Raw genomic sequence first — 17,687 nt, forward strand, 5'->3', positions numbered from 1 at the left:
CCCTACACTCACAGGAGAACGAACAAGCCCCTTATCAACCCAATGACGGGGACGATCACGCCGATAGTTGTAACGAAGATTCAGACGAATAGACTCCACCGACAACCCCGTCGACGCAGCCACATCATCCACCGGCCAACCATCATTCAACAAACGAACAGCCAGGACCATGCGACCAATCGCATGCCCGCACGACAGGCATACGAACATGCCCGCATACAAGCCATCACCCGCAACGAGACGAGACGAACCACAATCAGGACACATCACGCCGACAACCCCGTTCATGCCGCCACCGCCTCCCTATTGGACTCAGTCTCAGCAGCGAAGTACACGTCATAAGGAACAAAATCCAAAACGAAATCACTGGACAGGCCGTAATGATCACGAAGAATGACAAGGTCGTGATAGGACCAGCCAATGTCCCGGTTTATCTTTTGGCTAATAGCGCCAGAAGTCTTACCCAAAACCGCACCAAGCTGCCGATACGAAATCCCCCGCTCCCGCAACCATCGCTTCATATTCGGCATTGTCTAGCACTCCAATTCATTGATTAGCACTCCTAATCATTTAATAGTAATGAGCAGTCTCACTAAACACAAGTCGGTGTGTTAAACTGTGGCCACAAGAGCTTAACTCTGATTAAGACAATCTGTTAGAAAGGTGCCGACATGTCGACAACAACAATGAACACAACTTCAGCCACACAATACGATGTGAAACGCATCGAAGAAGTCATTCGTTACAACATCCGTCGATATCTTCGCTTGCTCGGGCGATCTCAGAATTCCCTAGCACCCTCACTAGGCTGTACCAGAGGTGCCATCTCCCAAATGATGACCGGGTTAACCTCAATGAAGTTCAGCCAAGTATATATGATCGCCCGTGAACTCGGGGTATCCATTGATGACTTGATGGATGATACTTATATCCGTCAAGATGAAGAATTCTTGGAAAAGATGAACACGACAAGTATTAAAAAAGCTTCGGATTCCTCCGAAGCTCCTACGGTGCCCCCGGTGGGACTCGAACCCACACTGCGCAGATTTTGAGGCTGCTTCCTCTACCAATTGGGATACGGGGGCATTGCCCAAGGCACTTTGGAGAGCTTAGCATATCAAGAGGACCTGCGCCGGTAATGACACGCTTTGTGTGCGCGGGCCTGTGCCGGGCGGGTTTGTGCAGCGTGTCAGCTCCGGTCCGGCGGGGTCGTCCTCGGCTTCCCGGCCGGCATCATCCGGTCATACGGCCTGAGTGTTGTCCGTTCCCGTAACCGTTCGTGGACCTACAATGAAGGTGGTTTCACGCAATGCTGTCATGAGGAGGGCATATGAGCAACGAAACGTACCGTCAGTTCGACCCGTGGCGTCCCTCTCCCGTCAAGGAGACTTCACGCCATCAGATCGCGAAGACGCATTACTTCAGCATCGACCGTGTCTCCTACGAGTCGAATGACGGAGGTGAGTTCGACAGGTATTGCCTCTACGGCAATGTCGGCGACACCGTGGGTGTGCTCGCCCTGACCGAAGATGGCATGATTCCGCTGGTGGAACAGTACCGTCTTGCCAGCCATCGCTGGACTTTGGAGATTCCGGGTGGCCATGCGGTGGATTCCGCCGAGCCGACCCAGGATCTGGCCAAGCGCAAGCTCGTCGAGGAGGGCGGCTACGAGGCGGGGCGGATAACGCAGTTCGCTCGCTTCCTCAATACGCCCAGCTATTCCACGCAGCATACCTCGCTGTATCTGGCCACCGATCTGACGCCGGCCAAGCGTCAGGAGATCGGCCCGGAGACGCCGCGCTCCGAGGTCCGTCTGACGTCGGTGGACGACGCCTATCAGATGGTGCTCAACGGCACGATCGTGGACGCGAAGACGATCATCGCCATCCTGCGTCTCAAGAGCGGCAGTCTGACACAGCTGAACGACTGACGTCTCCGGCATTCCTCCCGCGCTCCCCTGCCGAACCGGAACGGGACCGAGCCGAGGAAGGGATGCCAGAAAACAACGCCAAGGCTGCACATCACATGCGGTCGCATACGAAAGAAGCCTCCTACCCGATTGGATAGGAGGCTTCCTGTTACCTACGGTCTAGAGCCGCGGGACTTGCAACCGGAATCAGTCGCAGGCGCCGACGGTGTGGACGTAGATGGAGTCGGTGCGGCCCGGCTGGTGATCGCCCTGGGCGGAGCTCAGGATGACGATCTTGTCGCCGTCGGCAACCTTGCCGGCGTCCTTAAGGACCTTGTCGGTGTAGATCATGAGGTCCTTGCGGGACTTGTCGTGGTAGTCCTCGGTGACGTAGAAGGCCTCGGTACCCCAGGACAGAGCCAACCAGTGGTAGGTGTGCTCGTTGTTGGTGATGCCGTAGATCGGGGCGGCCGGACGCTCACGGGAGACGCGGTGCACGGTGGAACCGGTCTGGGTGTAGGCGACGATGGCCTTGGCGTTGAGCTTGTCGGCCAGGTCCACGGCGGCGGAGGAGACGGCGCCGGTGGAGGACATGTCGAGGTTCTTGAGCTCCGGGATGCGGTCGAAGCCGTGGTCGGTGGCGTAGCCGGAGATGCGGGCCATGGTGTTCACGGTCACATCCGGGTACTTGCCGACGGCGGTCTCGTTGGAGGTCATGGTGGCGTCGGCGCCGTCGAGGACGGCGTTGGCGCAGTCGGAGGCCTCTGCACGGGTCGGGACCGGGGAGTTCACCATGGAGCCGAGGACCTCGGTGGCCACGATGACCGGCTTGGCGTACTGGCGGGCCAGCTCGATGATGCGCTTGGTGGCCAGCGGGACCTCTTCCAGCGGGCACTCGACGGCCATGTCGCCACGGGCGGCCATGACGCCGTCGAAGGTCTTGACGATCTCCTCGAGGTTCTCGAGGGCCTGCGGCTTCTCGATCTTGGCGACGATCGGGATGCGACGGCCTTCCTCGTCCATGATCTCGTGGGCGCGATCGATATCGGTGGCGAAACGCACGAAGGACATGGCGATGATGTCGGCACCGGTGCGGATGGCCCAACGCAGGTCGGCCTCATCCTTCTCGGTCAGGGCCGGCAGGGAGACGGCCACGCCCGGCAGGTTGATGCCCTTGTGGGAGGACACCGGACCGGCCACGACGACCTTGGTGTGCACGTTGTTGCCCTCGACCTTGGTCACCTCAAGACGGACCTTGCCGTCGTCGATGAGGATCGGGTCGCCCGGGTGGCAATCGCCCGGCAGGCCCTTGAAGGTGGTGGAGGTGATGTGCTCGTCACCCTCGATGTCGTCGGTGGTGATGATGAACTCCTGGCCAAGCTGCAGCTGAACCTTGTCCTCACCCTCGGCGTTCTTCTTGAACCAACCGCAACGGATCTTCGGGCCCTGGAGGTCGACCAGAGCGGCGACGTTGCGACCAGTCTCCTTGCTGGCCTTGCGCACGTTGTTGTAGACGCGGAGGTGATCCTCAGGAGTGCCGTGGGAGCGGTTCAGACGAGCAACGTCCATACCGGCTTCGACGAGCTTGAGAAGGTTGTCGTAATCCTCGGTAGCGGGACCGATGGTATCAACGATCTTGGCTTTACGCATGAATGCCTGCCTATTCTTTCATTGTGGTTCCGAGGCTGAATGCCTCACTTGCCGCAATACAGTTTACTAGCGCAGGCCGCCGCATGACAAATTTTTCGCCCGGTGTGTTGTGAGCGCTCACATTGTTGCGGCGGCTAGGTTTTGGCCAGCAGTTTCCTTTGCGTTTTCAGGCTTTTTCGACTTCGTTCATGCTCTTCATCTTGATCACGGAAGCCAGCGCCGCACCGCCGATTGCCACCACGATCACCGCGAGGGACAGCCAGGTGGGCACCTCGGGCACCCAATGGATGCCCTCGCCGCCGTTGATGAACGGCAGGGTGTTGCCGTGCAGCGCCTCCATGATGAGTTTGACGCCGATGAAGCCGAGCACCACGGACAGGCCCACCGGCAGGTAGACCAGCTTGTCCAGCAGGGCGCCGAGCAGGAAGTAGAGCTGCTGCAGGCCAAGCAGGGCGAACACGTTGGAGGTGAACACCAGGAACGGATCCTTGGTCAGGCCGAAGATGGCCGGGATGGAGTCGAAGGCGAACATCACGTCGGTGGTGCCGATGGTCAGGAACACGATGAGCATCGGGGTCCAGTAGCGGATGCCGTTCTTGGTGGTCCTGAGCTTCTCGCCGTCGTAGTCGTTGGAGATCTTGATGACCTTGCGCAGCGTGCGGATCAGGCCGTTCTCATGGTATTCCTCGTCCTCGTCGCCGCCGATGACCAGTTTCAGGGCGGTGTAGATGAGGAAGGCGCCGAAGATGAAGAACACCCAAGTGAAGCGGGTGATCAGGGCCGCGCCGATGAGGATGAAGATGCCGCGGAAGATCAGGGCGATGGTGATGCCCACGGACAGCACGTACTTCTGGATCTGCTTGGGCACGGCGAAGTTTGACATGATGATGACGAACACGAAGAGGTTGTCGATGGACAGCGAGTATTCGGTCAGCCAGCCGGAGTAGAACTCGATGGCCGGCTTCGATCCGGCGAAGAACCAGATGCATCCGCCGAAGATCAACGCCATCACCACGAAGAAGGCGATGTGCTGCACGCACTCCTTGGTGGAGGGCACGTGGGGCCTGCGTCCGATGATGAACAGGTCCACGATGAAGAACAGCGCGAGCACTACAAAGGTAATGATTTCAAATGCAAGAGGGGTTTCTGCCATGCCTCACTACCCTAATTTATGGAGTTGACGGGGAGGGCCGTTCCGTTAGCGTTGACCGGTGGAGGGCCGGGGTATGTGCATCTCGACACACTCAAGGCCGTTTGGCCTCGCTCCGGCGTGTGCTCGCGGAGCTTAGCACACGCCTGCGCTGCTTACAGTCGAGGTGCACATACCCCGGCCCTCCGCCTCCGCATCGCAAGATACAATCAAAAGCCCAGACAAAATCCGCAATCACGATGCGGATGGTTATGGGATGTGCCGTAAGACCGTAGGCTTGGCCGAACGGCCTTGAGTGTGTCGCACGGCACATCCCATAACCATCCGCAGGCCAACCGTCACGGAACCGAGAATCTACTTGTTCGCCTCGGTCATTTGGCGGAGTTCCTTTTTGAGGTCGCGGATCTCGTCGCGCAGACGGGCGGCGAGCTCAAACTGGAGCTGTTCGGCGGCGGTGTGCATCTGCTCGGAGAGCTGGCGGATGAGGTCGGCCAGGTCCTGCGCCGGCAGTCCGGCCTTGAGAATCTCCTCGTGGCGCTTATCCGCCTCCGCAGGGTCGAGCGTGGGCACGCCCAGATGCGTGTTGCCTGCCTTGCCGGCGTTGCGGTAGCCGCCTTCCAGCAGGGTCTGGGTGTCCACGTCCTCCTTGGCGAGCATGTCGTTGACGTCGCTGATCTTCTTGATGAGCGGCTTGGGGTCGATGTGGTGCTCCTGGTTGTACGCCATCTGCTTGGCGCGGCGGCGGTCCGTTTCGTCGATGGCCTTGCGCATAGCCTCGGTGGTCTCGTCGGCGTACATGATCACCATGCCGGACACGTTGCGGGCCGCGCGGCCGATGGTCTGGATGAGCGAGCGGTACGAACGCAGGAAGCCTTCCTTGTCCGCGTCGAGGATAGCCACCAGGGAGACCTCGGGCAGGTCGAGGCCCTCGCGCAGCAGGTTGATGCCCACGATCACGTCGATCTTGCCTTCGCGCAGCATGCGCAGTAGTTCCACGCGGCGCAACGTGTCCACGTCGGAGTGCAGGTACTCCACCTTGATGCCGCGTTCCAGCAGGTAGTCGGTCAGATCCTCGGCCATCTTCTTGGTGAGCGTGGTCACCAGCGCACGCTCGTTGCGGGCCACGCGCTCCTTGATTTCGGCGAGCAGGTCGTCGATCTGGCCTTCGACAGGACGCACGTCGATCTTCGGATCGAGCAGGCCGGTCGGGCGGATGATCTGCTCCACCACGCCGTCCGACAGCCCCAGCTCGTAGTCGCCGGGAGTGGCGGACAGGTATACGGTCTGGCCCACGCGCTGGAGGAATTCAGGCCATTTGAGCGGGCGGTTGTCCATTGCGGAGGGCAGACGGAAGCCGTGCTCCACCAGCGTGCGCTTGCGGGAGGCGTCGCCCTCGTACATCGCGCCGATCTGCGGCACCGTGACGTGCGATTCGTCGATGACGAGCAGGAAATCGTCGGGGAAGAAGTCGAGCAGGGTGTGCGGCGGAGTGCCAGGCGCACGACCGTCGAAATGTCGCGAATAGTTCTCCACGCCGGAGCACACGCCCACCTGAGTGAGCATTTCGAGGTCGTACGTGGTACGCATGTTGAGCCGTTGGGCCTCAAGCTCCTTGCCCTGCTTGCGCAGTTCGGCCACGCGCTCGTCCAGCTCCTCGCGGATGGTCTTGAGCGCGCGTTCCATGCGTGCGGGACCGGCCACGTAATGGGATGCCGGGAAGATGTGGACCTCGGTCTCGTGGGCGATCTCGTCGCCGGTCAACGGATGGAGGGTGGAGATGCGGTCGATCTCGTCGCCGAAGAACTCGATGCGCACGGCCAGTTCCTCGTACACGGGGATGATTTCGACCGTATCGCCTCGCACGCGGAAGGTGCCACGGGTGAAGGCGATGTCGTTGCGCTTGTACTGCATGGCCACGAACTGGCGCAGCAGGTCGTCGCGGTTGATTTCCTGGCCTTCCTTGAGGAAGAGCATGCGGCCGGCGTATTCCTCCGGCGTACCGAGACCGTAGATGCAGGAGACGGTGGCCACCACCACGCAGTCGCGCCGGGTGAGCAGGTTCGCGGTGGCCTGGTGGCGCAGTCGCTCCACATCGTCGTTGATGTTGGAGTCCTTCTCGATGTACGTGTCCGTCTGCGGGATGTACGCTTCGGGCTGGTAGTAGTCGTAGTAGGAGACGAAATAGCTCACGGCGTTGTCCGGCATGAGCTCGCGGAATTCGGCGCACAGCTGCGCGGCCAAGGTCTTGTTGGGCTCGATGATGAGGGTCGGGCGCTGCAGCTTCTCGATGAGCCAGGCGGTGGTGGCCGTCTTGCCGGTGCCGGTGGCGCCCATGAGCACCACGTCGTTCTCGCCGTTCTCGATGCGTTCGGCGAGTTCGGCGATGGCCTGCGGCTGGTCGCCGGACGGCTTATACGGTGACTTGACGACGAAGGGCCGGTCGGCGCGCTCGATATTGAATCCCATGGGCCCTATCTTACGCGAGGCTTCGAACATGTGTTCGTCTACTCGACCGGTGGCCGATGGCCGGTACGGCACGGCACAGCCGTCATCGCATGGACAAAGCCCAAACCCGGTAGAGGGCATCCGCCTGTGCCAGCATGTCCGGCAAGGGGCGCGTGGCGTCGATGACGACGTCGGCGATGGCGCGGCGGTCCTCCTCGCTCGACTGGTGAAGGATGCGGTCCCGGGCCTGTTCGCGGGTCATGCCGCGATCGGTGACCATGCGCTCGACACGCACGTCGACGGGTGCCTCGACGGTGACGATGTGGTCAAAATCAAAGGGAATCGTATTGATGACTTCCGCAAGCAACGGCACGTCATGCACCACGATCAGCGGACCGGGCGTATCCGTTTCGCTGCGTTCCGCACCTGCAACGGCATTCGCCTCGAGCCACCGTGCCTCGTCGTAGATCAACGGGTGTTCGATGGCGTCAAGCCGTTCGCGGGCGCCCGGTTCCGCCCCGCGCCCGAAGATATGGTCGGCGATCCACGCGCGGTTCAGCGTGCCGTCCGGGTTCAGCGCGGCCTCTCCGAACACCTCGGCGATGCGGGGCAGCGCCTCTCCCCCGGGCTCCACCACCCGCCGGGCCAGCGCGTCGTAGTCGATATGCACCGCGCCCAGTTCTCGCCATCGCGCCGCCACCGTGCTCTTGCCTGCGGCGATGCCGCCCGTCAATCCGATTCTCAGCATAAGTGCCATGCTAATACGAAGAAACCCGGCCCATACGGACCGGGTTTCATTCACAGGCTAGGCGTTATGCCAGCGGCAACTCACTTGCCGAGCAGCTGGTCGCGCAGGGCGGCGAGCTGATCGGAATCGGCGAGGGTACCGGTGGTCGGCGCGGCGGAAGAGTAGTTGGAGGTCTCCTCGACCGGCTTCTCTTCCTTCGGGCCCTGGCCGTCGGCGGCTGCGGACTCGGCAGCGTTCTCCAGCTCCTTGGCCACGAACTCCTTGTGCTCCTCCCACAGCTCGTGAGCGGCGGCGTACTGGGCCTCCCACTCCTCGCGCTGCTTCTCGTAGCCAGCGATCCACTCGTTGGTGTTCGGGTCGAAGCCTTCGGGGTACTTGTAGTTGCCCTGCTCGTCGTACTCGGCCGGCATGCCGTACAGAGCCGGATCGAAGTCCTCGGAAGCCGGGTCAACGGAGTCGTTGGCCTGCTTGAGGGACAGGGAGATGCGGCGACGATCGAGATCGACGTCGATCACCTTGACGAACACGGTCTCGCCCGGCTTGACCACGGTCTCCGGGTTCTCGACGTGACGGTTGGCGAGCTCGGAGATGTGCACCAGGCCCTCGATGCCGTCCTCGACGGAGATGAAGACACCGAACTGGACGATCTTGGTGACCTTGCCCTTGACGATCTGGCCGGGGACGTGGGTGCGAGCGAAGCGCTGCCACGGATCCTCCTGGGTGGCCTTCAGGGACAGGGAGATGCGCTCACGGTCGAGATCGACGTCGAGCACCTCGACGGTGACCTTGTCGCCGACCTTGACGACCTCGGACGGGTGGTCGATGTGCTTCCAGGACAGCTCGGAGACGTGGATCAGGCCGTCAACACCGCCCAGATCGACGAAGGCGCCGAAGTTGACGATGGAGGACACCACGCCCTCACGGATCTGGCCCTTCTTGAGCTGGGACAGGAAGGTCTCGCGGACCTCGGACTGGGTCTCCTCGAGGTACTGGCGACGAGACAGGACCACGTTGTTGCGGTTCTTGTCGAGCTCAAGGATCTTGGCCTTGATCTTCTGGCCGATGTACGGGGAGAGGTCGCGGACGCGACGCATCTCGACCAGGGAAGCAGGCAGGAAGCCACGCAGACCGATGTCCACGATGAGGCCGCCCTTGACGGCTTCGATGACGGTGCCCTCAACAACGCCGTCAGCTTCCTTGATCTTCTCGATGTCGCCCCAGGCACGCTCGTACTGAGCACGCTTCTTGGACAGAATCAGACGGCCTTCCTTGTCTTCCTTGGTGACGACAAGGGCCTCAATCGGATCGCCAACCTTGACGACCTCGTCGGGATCGACGTCCTTCTTGATGGAAAGCTCGCGGGAGGGGATCACACCCTCGGTCTTGTAGCCGATGTCGACCAGGACCTCGTCGTGATCAATCTTGACGACGGTACCCTCGACCAGATCACCATCATCGAAGTTCTTGATGGTGGAATCGACTGCCTTGATGAAGTCCTCTTCGGTGCCGATGTCGTTGATGGCGACCTTGGCGACTTCAGTGTTGTTCTCTGCCATGTAAATATATGGTTTCTAATAGATGGATGGATAATTGCTCGTTATTAAGTTATCTGCGCACCTTTCGGGCGCACAAATATCTAGATTACAGGCATCTATGGCCAAATTCCCTAGAAAAACTCGGGTGTGTCGCGGCGGTTCGGATTCGTCGACCGCCGCGATGTATCACAGCGAGCGCTCGGCCATTTCGACGACGTTGGCCAGGAGCATGGCGCGGGTCATCGGGCCCACGCCGCCGGGGTTCGGCGTGTAGGCGGAGGCCTTCTCGTAGCAGGCCTTGTCAACGTCGCCCTTGATGCGGTAACGGCCGGCCTCCTCGTCGAAGACGCGGCTGACGCCCACGTCCACCAGCACGGCGCCGTCCTTGATCTTGTCCGGCGTGACGAACCCGGCCGAACCCATGGCGGCCACGATCACGTCCGCACGGCGCATGTGGTCGACCACGTCCTTCGTGCCGGTATGGCACAGGGTCACGGTGGCGTTCACGGCGTTGCGTGTGAGCATCAGGCCGATGGTGCGGCCGATGGTGATGCCGCGGCCGAGCACGCACACCTCCTTGCCGTTCAGGTCGATGTCGTAGGCGCCCAGCAGCTCGATGACGCCGCGCGGGGTGCAGGGCAGCGGCGTGGTGATGTCGCCGCGCACGTGGAGCACTAGTTCGCCGAGGTTGTACGGATGCATGCCATCGGCGTCCTTGGCCGGGTCGATGAGGTCGATGATGGCGTTCTGGTCGATGCCCTTGGGCAGCGGCAGCTGCACGATGAAGCCGTTGCACGCCGGATCCTCATTGAGTTCCTTGACCGCCTGCGCGATGTCCTCGAACGTGGCGGTGGCGGGCAGCTCCTTCTTGACGGAGTTGATGCCCACTTCGGCGCAATCCGCATGCTTGCCGGCGACGTACTTGACCGAGCCGGGATCCTCCCCCACGAGCAGCGTGCCGAGGCCCGGCGTCACGCCCTGAGCCTTGAGCTTGGCCACTCGCTCGGCGAGATTCGCCTTGATATCCGCCGCAACCTGCTTGCCGTCGATTTTTGTGGACATCGGTACCCTTCCTGTAGGTTTTCGGTGATTATTCGCAACGATAGGCTACTGTTGAAACAAGTCCGTTTTGTTTCGCAGCTCAACGAAGAAGGCACGCCATGGGTATCCGATTCACTCGACTTACGCGACTTGCGGCCGCCGCCGCAGGCGCGGCACTGCTGTTCACCGCCGCCGCATGCGGCACCCAGAACACCGCCGACACCGAGACCAAGTCCGACCCGGACACCTCCTCCAAGGCCACCGGACCGATCAACGTGGTGGCCTCCATCAACCAGTGGGGCTCCCTGGCGGCTGAACTAGGCGGCGACGACGTGAACGTCACGTCCATCATGAGCTCCACCAACGTGGACGCCCACGATTTCGAGCCGAAGACCTCGGACGTGGCCAAGCTGTCCAAGGCGCAGATCGTGGTGGCCAACGGCGCCGGCTACGATGCCTGGGCCACCAAGTCGCTCACCAAGTCCACCACCATCGTCTCCGCCGCATCCGTGGTGGGCGCGATGGAGGGCGACAACCCGCACCTGTGGTTCTCCAAGGACGCCCGCTCCGGCATGGCGACGGAGATCACCGAGGCCTACATCAAGGCGCTGCCCAGCAAGAAGGCCGATTTCCAGAAGCGCCTCAAGGAATGGCAGGCCGGCGAGAAACAGCTGGAAAGCTGGGCCGAGGACTTCACCAAGACCCATGACGACCTGACCTACGCGGCCACCGAGCCCGTGGCCTACTACCTCATGGCGGACCTCGGTTTCGAGGACTCCACCCCCAAGGGCTATGCGCAGTCGCAGGCCTCCGGCGGCGAGGTGGCCCCGGCCGATCTGCAGTCGTTCCAGAAGATCATCGAGGGACGCAAGGTCGACGTGCTGCTCAACAACACGCAGGAGACCAGTGACGCGACCAACATGATCACGGGCACGGCCGGCCGTTCCGACGTGCCGGTGGTGGATGTCACCGAGCAGATGCCCACGGACTCCGAGACGTTGGACGACTGGATCAACCAGCTCGTCAACACGATCATCGACGCCGTGGATCCGAGCTACGGCTGCGAGGACACCTCGGAGGGCGAGGCCGATTCCTCCGATGCCGATGCCGCGGATGCCTCCACGGACGGCGAATCGAGCGACGGCACCGATGGCGACGGCCAGTCCGCCGATGCCGGTGACAGTACCGATTCCTCCGGCGAGTCGACCGATTCGAACTCCTCCAGCACCGATTCGAAGACCCGCACCTACATCCGCGAATGCAAGGCCACGAAGTCCGGCACCTCCAAGGACGACCAGTCCACGGATGATTCGCAGAACAACACGGACTCCTCCACCGACTCACAGGTGCCTTCCAACGAAGGACAAACCGATCCGGGCAAGTAGCCCGCCCAATTCAACCGATTCCCCGGCTCCCCTCGACTCAACGAGGGGAGCTTTTTGTTTGGCCCCGTTAATCCCCCATTCTTGGCTCCCCTTGTCAGGACATTGCCGTGAAGCAGACAGCGGAGCTGTTTGTAGGCGATGTGCGAGACGACAGTCGAGCCAGCAAAACGCGAACGAAGTTCGTCCTCAATTGCAGGACGAGCTGTCGGCACAGCCGACTGAGGGGTAGTCAAACCGTTTATACCGATTTCGGTTCAATAGAGCCCGCTTATCCCCTCCCTCGTCACACCAAACCGATATTGAGAACGATTGTCAGCATCATTTGCCACAATCGGCCTTATGAGCGAATCATCCGATTGCATCGTCTTCCGTGACGCCGCCGTGCGTCGAGGCGACCGTATCATCTGGCAGCATGGCACCTTCGCCATCCCCACCGGATCGGTCACCGCCATCGTGGGCACCAACGGCACCGGCAAAACCACCATGATGAAGGCCGAGCTGGGCCTGCTGCCGCTGGCCGCCGGCTCGCTGACCGTGTTGGGCCGTCCGGCCGGCGAACGCAACGCGCAGATCGGCTATGTGCCGCAGAGCTATGCCTCGGACATCGACTCCAATCTCACTGCGGAGCAGTCGGTGCTGCTGGGCCTGACCGGCACGCGCTTCGGCATCCACCTGGTCACCAAGGCACAGAAGGCCAAGGTGCGCGAGGCCATGGAGTTCACCGGCATCGCGGACAAGGCCAAATACCGTCTCTCCGAACTGTCCGGCGGCCTGCGCCAGCGCGTGGCCATCGCCCAGGCGCTCGTGTGCGATCCCAAGCTGCTCATGTTGGACGAGCCGCTTGCGAACCTCGATCTGGCCAGCCAGCGCGCCGCCGTGCATGTGCTCGCCAAGCTCAACCGCGAGCTCGGCATGACCATTCAGGTGGTGGCGCATGACCTCAACATGCTACTGCCGATCCTGACCGGAGCCGTCTATCTGCTGGATGGCCACCCGCATTACGCGGACATGGGCAAGGTGCTTGATTCCGATCTGCTCACTCACCTGTACGGCACGCAGGTGCAGGTGGTCACCACTCCGCAGGGCGATATGTTCGTGACCCCCACCCCGGACGAGCCGCTCGACCAGGTGCAGGACATGCATTCGGCCACCGAAGTGGCGCAAATGCATCATCATTCCCATGATTCCGCGGCATCCGCGCCCGGCGCGGGAAAGGCAGGCGCACGATGAGCACCATCGATTTCTCGTTCGATCCCGAATGGATGGGCACGCTCACGGCCCCGTTCATGACCAATGCCTTCGTGGCCGGGCTGTTCATCGCCCTTGCCGCGGGCGTCATGGGATACTTCACGATTGCACGCCATTCCACATTCGCCGCGCACGCCTTGGCCCACATCGGCCTGCCGGGTGCCACCGGTGCGGTGCTGCTGGGACTGCCGGTCTCGTTGGGCATGGGCGTGTTCGCATTGGTCGGCGCATTGGTCATCGGAGCGTTGGGCAAGCGCGTCTCCGAACGCGAGATCGCCACCGGCACCGTGCTGGCCTTCGCCACCGGTCTGGGCCTGTTCTTCGCGCGACTGTCCAGCTCCGCGTCCCAGCAGATGCAGTCGATCCTGTTCGGTTCGATCCTGACCATCACCACCGACCAGATCATCGGGTTCGCCATCTTCGACGTGCTGCTGCTCGTGCTGCTGGCCATCATCTACCGCCCGTTGCTGTTCAGCTCGCTGGACGAGCAGGTGGCGCAGGCCAAGGGCGTGCCGATCGGCGTGATGAACGTGGCGTTCATGGCCATCATGGCCGGCGTGATCACCATCGCGGTGCCGGCCGTGGGTACGCTGCTCATCTTCGCGCTGGTCATCACGCCGGCCGCCACCGCCAACATCCTGGCAGGCTCGCCGTTCAAGGCCATGGTCATCGCGAGTATCCTGTGCCTCGCCGCGATCTGGCTGGGACTGGTGCTGTCCGCGATGTTCCCCGCTCCCCCGAGCTTCATCATCGTGACGCTGTCCACCCTGTTCTGGGCCATCGCCAAGGGCGCCGCCGCCCTGAAGGCGCGCTGAACGAACAGTCCCGAACCACCGACACATGCTAGTAAGGGTGCCCCGCTGACATCGATTCAGCGGGGCACCCTCGTATTCGGTATGTCGCCAATCAGCCGCGCACGACCAAGGCGCTGGCGATGGCGGCGATGCCCTCACCCCGGCCGGTGAAACCCATGCGGTCCGTGGTGGTGGCGGTCACGGACACGCGGCAGCCGACGGCCTCCGACAATGCGGTCTCCGCCTCGGCACGCCGGGTACCGATCTTCGGCCGGTTGCCGATCACGGCCACGGACGCCGATACCGGCGTGAATCCGTGCTCCTTCAGATGATCCGCCGTCTCCCGCAGCATATCGGTGCCATGCATGCCGGCACCATGGGCACCGGAGCCCACGCCGAACAGCGAGCCGATATCCCCCAGTCCGGCCGCGGACAGCAGTGCATCGATAAGGGCATGGGCGGCCACGTCGCCATCCGAATCACCCTCGATACCCTCGTAACGTGCGGCCTGTGCGGCATCGGCACCCTCCGGCACCGGCCAGAACAGGCCGGCCAGCCACAACGGGCGTCCCGAACCGGGTTCGGCGAAACGGTGGGCGTCGAATCCCTGGCCGATCATCGGGATCGCCGAGATTGCCGGAATCATCGGGCTGTCAGTATCCATGGACGGTTTCCTTTCGACGGCTCGGTCCCCGAAAAAGCAAAAACCCGGCCCGCAATGCGCGGAACCGGGTCAAAGCGATCACTGCTCACTTCTTCTTGGACTTCTTCTGGGACTCGATGCGGGCCAGCGTATCGGCGGCGGCCTCCTCGGGCTCCTCGGTGTGGTGCTTCTCGTCACCGGGCTGGGCGGGCTCATAGCCAAGGTTCACGTCCAGCAGGCGCTGGGCCTCGGTCTCGTCGATCTTCTCGGACAGCGCGATCTCGGAGGTCAGGATGGAGCGGGCCTTGGTGAGCATGCGCTTCTCGCCGGCGGACAGGCCATGCTCGTCCACGTCGCGCTGGGCGAGGTCACGCACCACCTCGGCGATCTTGTTGACGTCACCGGTGGCGATCTTCTCGACGTTCAGCTTGTAACGGCGGGACCAGTTCATTTCCTTCTCGACGATCGGGGTGCGCAGGATCTCGAAGACCTTGGCCACCTCGGATGCGGAGACGATGTCGCGCACGCCGACCTTCTTGGCGTTGTCGACCGGGACGTTGATGACCAGACCGTCCGAGGACAGCACGGACAGCTGCAGGTACTGACGGGTGACTCCCTTGACGGTCCGTTCGGTGATGGCCTCCACCTTGGCTGCACCATGACGCGGATAGACGACCATATCGCCGACTTTGTAAGACATGTATCCTCCGAGAGCTGATCGGCTTACACACAAAAACTCGAATAATTTTGCCAGAAGCCCTGGACCTCACCTTTGAGAACGTTCACATTCGGGGGAAAACGAAAAAACGGCGGCAACACGCCATTCCCCGACGCGCCAATGTAGCGTTTCCTTCGTTAACACAAGTACACTTTGGGGCATGGCTAAAGAAACGATCAAAGAAGATACCATCACCGTGCCTGTCCCCTCCGGCGAACTGGACTCGGTGAGCAATGCTGAATTCTACAACCCCCACGAGGTGCTCGGCGGGCACCTCGGCATCGGCAAGCATGCCGACACCGTCACCATCCGCGTGCTGCGTCCTCTCGCCAAGGCCGTGACCATCCTGACCCAGGACGGCGAGTATCCCATGCACCATGAGCACAACGGCGTGTTCGTGACCACCGTGCCCGCCGCCGGCACCCCCGACGAGCCCGGCATCCCGGACTACCGCGTGCGCACCGAGTGGGAGGACGGCGAGACCATCGTCGAGGACGACCCCTACCGCTACCTGCCCACCCTCGGCGACATGGACACCTACCTGTTCGGCGAAGGCCGCCACGAGAAGCTGTGGGAGGTGCTCGGCGCCCACGTGCTGCGCTACGACGATCCGATGGGCGGCGCCGACGGCACCCCCGGCGAGCAGGTGGTGGGCACCGCGTTCTCCGTATGGGCCCCGAACGCCCACGCCGTGCGCGTGGTGGGCGACTTCAACGGCTGGGACGGCCGCCGCCACGCCATGCGCGCGCTCGGCTCCTCCGGCGTGTGGGAGATCTTCATCCCGGGCATCGGCGCCGGCGAGCACTACAAGTTCCACATCCTCAACGCCAACTCCCAGTGGGAGATGAAGGCCGACCCGATGGAACGCCAGCACGAGGTCCCGCCGAACACGGCCTCCATCGTGACCGAATCGGACTACGAGTGGCAGGACGACGCCTGGATGAACCACCGTCGCACCACCGACCCGAACAACGGCCCGGTCTCCATCTACGAGGTCCACGCCGGCAGCTGGCGCAAGGGCCTGACCTACCGCGAGCTGGCCGACGAGCTGGTGGACTACGTCAAGCAGGAAGGCTTCACGCACGTGGAGTTCATGCCGCTGGCCCAGCACCCGTTCTCCGGTTCCTGGGGCTACCAGGTCACCGGCTACTACGCCGTGGACTCCCGCCTCGGCTCCCCGGACGACTTCCGCTACCTCGTGGACAAGTTCCACCAGGCCGGCATCGGCGTGATCATGGACTGGGTGCCCGCCCACTTCCCGAAGGACGGCTTCGCGCTCGGCCGCTTCGACGGCACCCCGCTGTACGAGGATCCGGATCCGCTGCGCGGCGAGCACCCGGACTGGGGCACCTACGTGTTCAACTTCGGACGCCACGAGGTGCGCAACTTCCTGGTGGCCAACGCCCTGTTCTGGCTTGAGGACCTGCACATCGACGCCCTGCGCGTGGACGCCGTCAGCTCCATGCTCTACCTCGACTACAGCCGCGAGCCCGGCCAGTGGAGGCCGAACATCTACGGCGGCCGCGAGAACCTCGAGGCCATCGACTTCCTCAAGGAAGCCACGGCCACGGCCTACAAGAACAACCCCGGCATCATGATGATCGCCGAGGAGTCCACCGCATGGCCGGGCATCACCGCCCCCACCTCCGCCGGCGGCATCGGCTTCGGCCTCAAGTGGAACATGGGCTGGATGCACGACACCCTACAGTACCTGCACGAGGAGCCCATCAACCGCAAGTGGCACCACAACGAGATCACCTTCTCCATGGTGTACGCCTACTCCGAGCACTACGTGCTGCCGATCAGCCACGACGAGGTCGTGTACGGCAAGGGTTCGGTGTACGGCAAGATGCCGGGCGACGGCTGGCAGAAGATGGCCGGCGTGCGCTCCCTGTTCGCCTACCAGTGGGCCCACCCGGGCAAGAAGCTGTCCTTCATGGGCAACGAGCTGGCCCAGTGGGGCGAGTGGAATCACGACGCCTCCATCGACTGGGATTGCCTCAACTGGGAGGAGCACCGCCAGATCCAGCACTTCGTGGGCGACCTCAACGCCTTCTACAAGGCCAACCCGGCCCTGTGGAGCCAGGACTTCGATCCGGCCGGCTTCCAGTGGCTCACCAGCGATGACGCCGACCACAACACGCTGAGCTTCCTCAGGATCGGTTCCAAGGGCGAGACCCTGGCCGTGGTGGTCAACTTCTCCGGCGAGGCCTGGTCCGACTACAAGGTGGCCCTGCCCTCCGGCGGCAAGTGGACCGAGGTGTTCACCACCGACGACGCCCAGTATGGCGGCTCCGACATCCACAACGGCACCGTCGAGGCGGTCGAGGGCGAGTACCACTCCCGTCCGTTCTCCGTGAACATCACCGTGCCGGCCCTCGGAGTTGTATTCTTGAAGCCGGAAGAGGACTGATAGGGGCA

15 protein-coding genes and 1 tRNA gene are annotated in these 17,687 nt (G+C 62.5%); 6 read left to right on the top strand and 10 right to left on the bottom strand.

Going from position 1 to position 17,687, the window contains the following annotated elements; genetic code table 11:
• Nucleotides 1-284 precede the first annotated feature (284 nt).
• Complete coding sequence (locus KIH81_RS00775; protein ID WP_214303646.1) at nt 285-530, bottom strand: XRE family transcriptional regulator; 246 nt, start codon at nt 528-530, stop codon at nt 285-287.
• 156 nt (nt 531-686) lie between these two features.
• Here KIH81_RS00775 and KIH81_RS12310 point away from each other — a divergent pair, with 156 nt between their 5' ends.
• On the top strand, nt 687-1,052 hold the full coding sequence (locus KIH81_RS12310; RefSeq protein ID WP_420829107.1) for a helix-turn-helix domain-containing protein: 366 nt from the start codon (nt 687-689) through the stop codon (nt 1,050-1,052).
• On the opposite strand, the gene KIH81_RS00785 is transcribed toward KIH81_RS12310, so the two are convergent.
• Nucleotides 1,012-1,085: transfer RNA gene (locus KIH81_RS00785), tRNA-Leu, on the bottom strand. The two genes, KIH81_RS12310 and KIH81_RS00785, sit on opposite strands and share 41 nt — an antisense overlap.
• Nucleotides 1,086-1,330: 245 nt before the next feature.
• On the opposite strand from KIH81_RS00785, the gene KIH81_RS00790 reads away from it, so the two are divergent.
• Nucleotides 1,331-1,930, top strand: coding sequence for an NUDIX domain-containing protein (locus KIH81_RS00790; protein ID WP_214303647.1), 600 nt, complete (start codon nt 1,331-1,333; stop codon nt 1,928-1,930).
• Between the two features lie 186 nt (nt 1,931-2,116).
• Here the strand turns inward: KIH81_RS00790 and pyk are convergent, their stop codons facing one another.
• The 6 genes from pyk to KIH81_RS00820 form a co-directional block, all read right to left on the bottom strand.
• Complete coding sequence (gene pyk, locus KIH81_RS00795; RefSeq protein ID WP_109058140.1) at nt 2,117-3,559, bottom strand: pyruvate kinase; 1,443 nt, start codon at nt 3,557-3,559, stop codon at nt 2,117-2,119.
• Nucleotides 3,560-3,725: 166 nt separating this feature from the next.
• Nucleotides 3,726-4,712, bottom strand: a complete 987-nt coding sequence (locus KIH81_RS00800; protein WP_214303648.1) for a TerC family protein — start codon at nt 4,710-4,712, stop codon at nt 3,726-3,728.
• A gap of 351 nt (nt 4,713-5,063) precedes the next feature.
• Entirely contained in the window at nt 5,064-7,175 is a 2,112-nt protein-coding gene (uvrB, locus tag KIH81_RS00805; protein WP_214303649.1) for an excinuclease ABC subunit UvrB, read from the bottom strand.
• 82 nt (nt 7,176-7,257) lie between these two features.
• Complete coding sequence (gene coaE / locus KIH81_RS00810; protein ID WP_214303650.1) at nt 7,258-7,911, bottom strand: dephospho-CoA kinase; 654 nt, start codon at nt 7,909-7,911, stop codon at nt 7,258-7,260.
• A 71-nt stretch (nt 7,912-7,982) separates the two neighbouring features.
• Nucleotides 7,983-9,458 carry a 30S ribosomal protein S1 gene (gene rpsA / locus KIH81_RS00815; RefSeq protein WP_109057167.1) on the bottom strand — a complete coding sequence of 492 codons (1,476 nt, stop codon included), beginning with the start codon at nt 9,456-9,458 and terminating at the stop codon, nt 7,983-7,985.
• A gap of 165 nt (nt 9,459-9,623) precedes the next feature.
• On the bottom strand, nt 9,624-10,499 hold the full coding sequence (locus KIH81_RS00820; RefSeq protein ID WP_214303651.1) for a bifunctional methylenetetrahydrofolate dehydrogenase/methenyltetrahydrofolate cyclohydrolase: 876 nt from the start codon (nt 10,497-10,499) through the stop codon (nt 9,624-9,626).
• Nucleotides 10,500-10,597: 98 nt separating this feature from the next.
• Between KIH81_RS00820 and KIH81_RS00825 the strand changes: the two genes are divergently transcribed.
• The 3 genes from KIH81_RS00825 to KIH81_RS00835 all read left to right on the top strand — a co-directional run bounded on the left by KIH81_RS00825 (nt 10,598) and on the right by KIH81_RS00835 (nt 13,926).
• A complete protein-coding gene (locus tag KIH81_RS00825) occupies nt 10,598-11,863 on the top strand; it encodes a metal ABC transporter solute-binding protein (RefSeq protein ID WP_214303652.1) in 1,266 nt (421 codons plus the stop codon).
• A 339-nt stretch (nt 11,864-12,202) separates the two neighbouring features.
• Nucleotides 12,203-13,093 carry an ABC transporter ATP-binding protein gene (locus tag KIH81_RS00830; protein ID WP_214303653.1) on the top strand — a complete coding sequence of 297 codons (891 nt, stop codon included), beginning with the start codon at nt 12,203-12,205 and terminating at the stop codon, nt 13,091-13,093.
• Complete coding sequence (locus tag KIH81_RS00835; RefSeq protein WP_214303654.1) at nt 13,090-13,926, top strand: metal ABC transporter permease; 837 nt, start codon at nt 13,090-13,092, stop codon at nt 13,924-13,926. Before KIH81_RS00830 ends, KIH81_RS00835 begins: the two co-directional genes overlap by 4 nt.
• 91 nt (nt 13,927-14,017) lie before the next feature.
• Here the strand turns inward: KIH81_RS00835 and ispF are convergent, their stop codons facing one another.
• Entirely contained in the window at nt 14,018-14,524 is a 507-nt protein-coding gene (gene ispF, locus KIH81_RS00840; RefSeq protein WP_214303736.1) for a 2-C-methyl-D-erythritol 2,4-cyclodiphosphate synthase, read from the bottom strand.
• 130 nt (nt 14,525-14,654) lie between these two features.
• Nucleotides 14,655-15,248 (bottom strand): CarD family transcriptional regulator, encoded by a 594-nt coding sequence (locus tag KIH81_RS00845; RefSeq protein ID WP_214303655.1) that lies wholly within the window; start codon nt 15,246-15,248, stop codon nt 14,655-14,657.
• Nucleotides 15,249-15,426: 178 nt separating this feature from the next.
• On the opposite strand from KIH81_RS00845, the gene glgB reads away from it, so the two are divergent.
• Nucleotides 15,427-17,679, top strand: a complete 2,253-nt coding sequence (gene glgB, locus KIH81_RS00850) for a 1,4-alpha-glucan branching protein GlgB (RefSeq protein ID WP_214303656.1) — start codon at nt 15,427-15,429, stop codon at nt 17,677-17,679.
• Nucleotides 17,680-17,687: the final 8 nt, after the last annotated feature.

Origin of the sequence: Bifidobacterium miconisargentati (assembly GCF_019331675.1) — a bacterium.
GTDB classification, from domain to species: domain Bacteria; phylum Actinomycetota; class Actinomycetes; order Actinomycetales; family Bifidobacteriaceae; genus Bifidobacterium; species Bifidobacterium miconisargentati.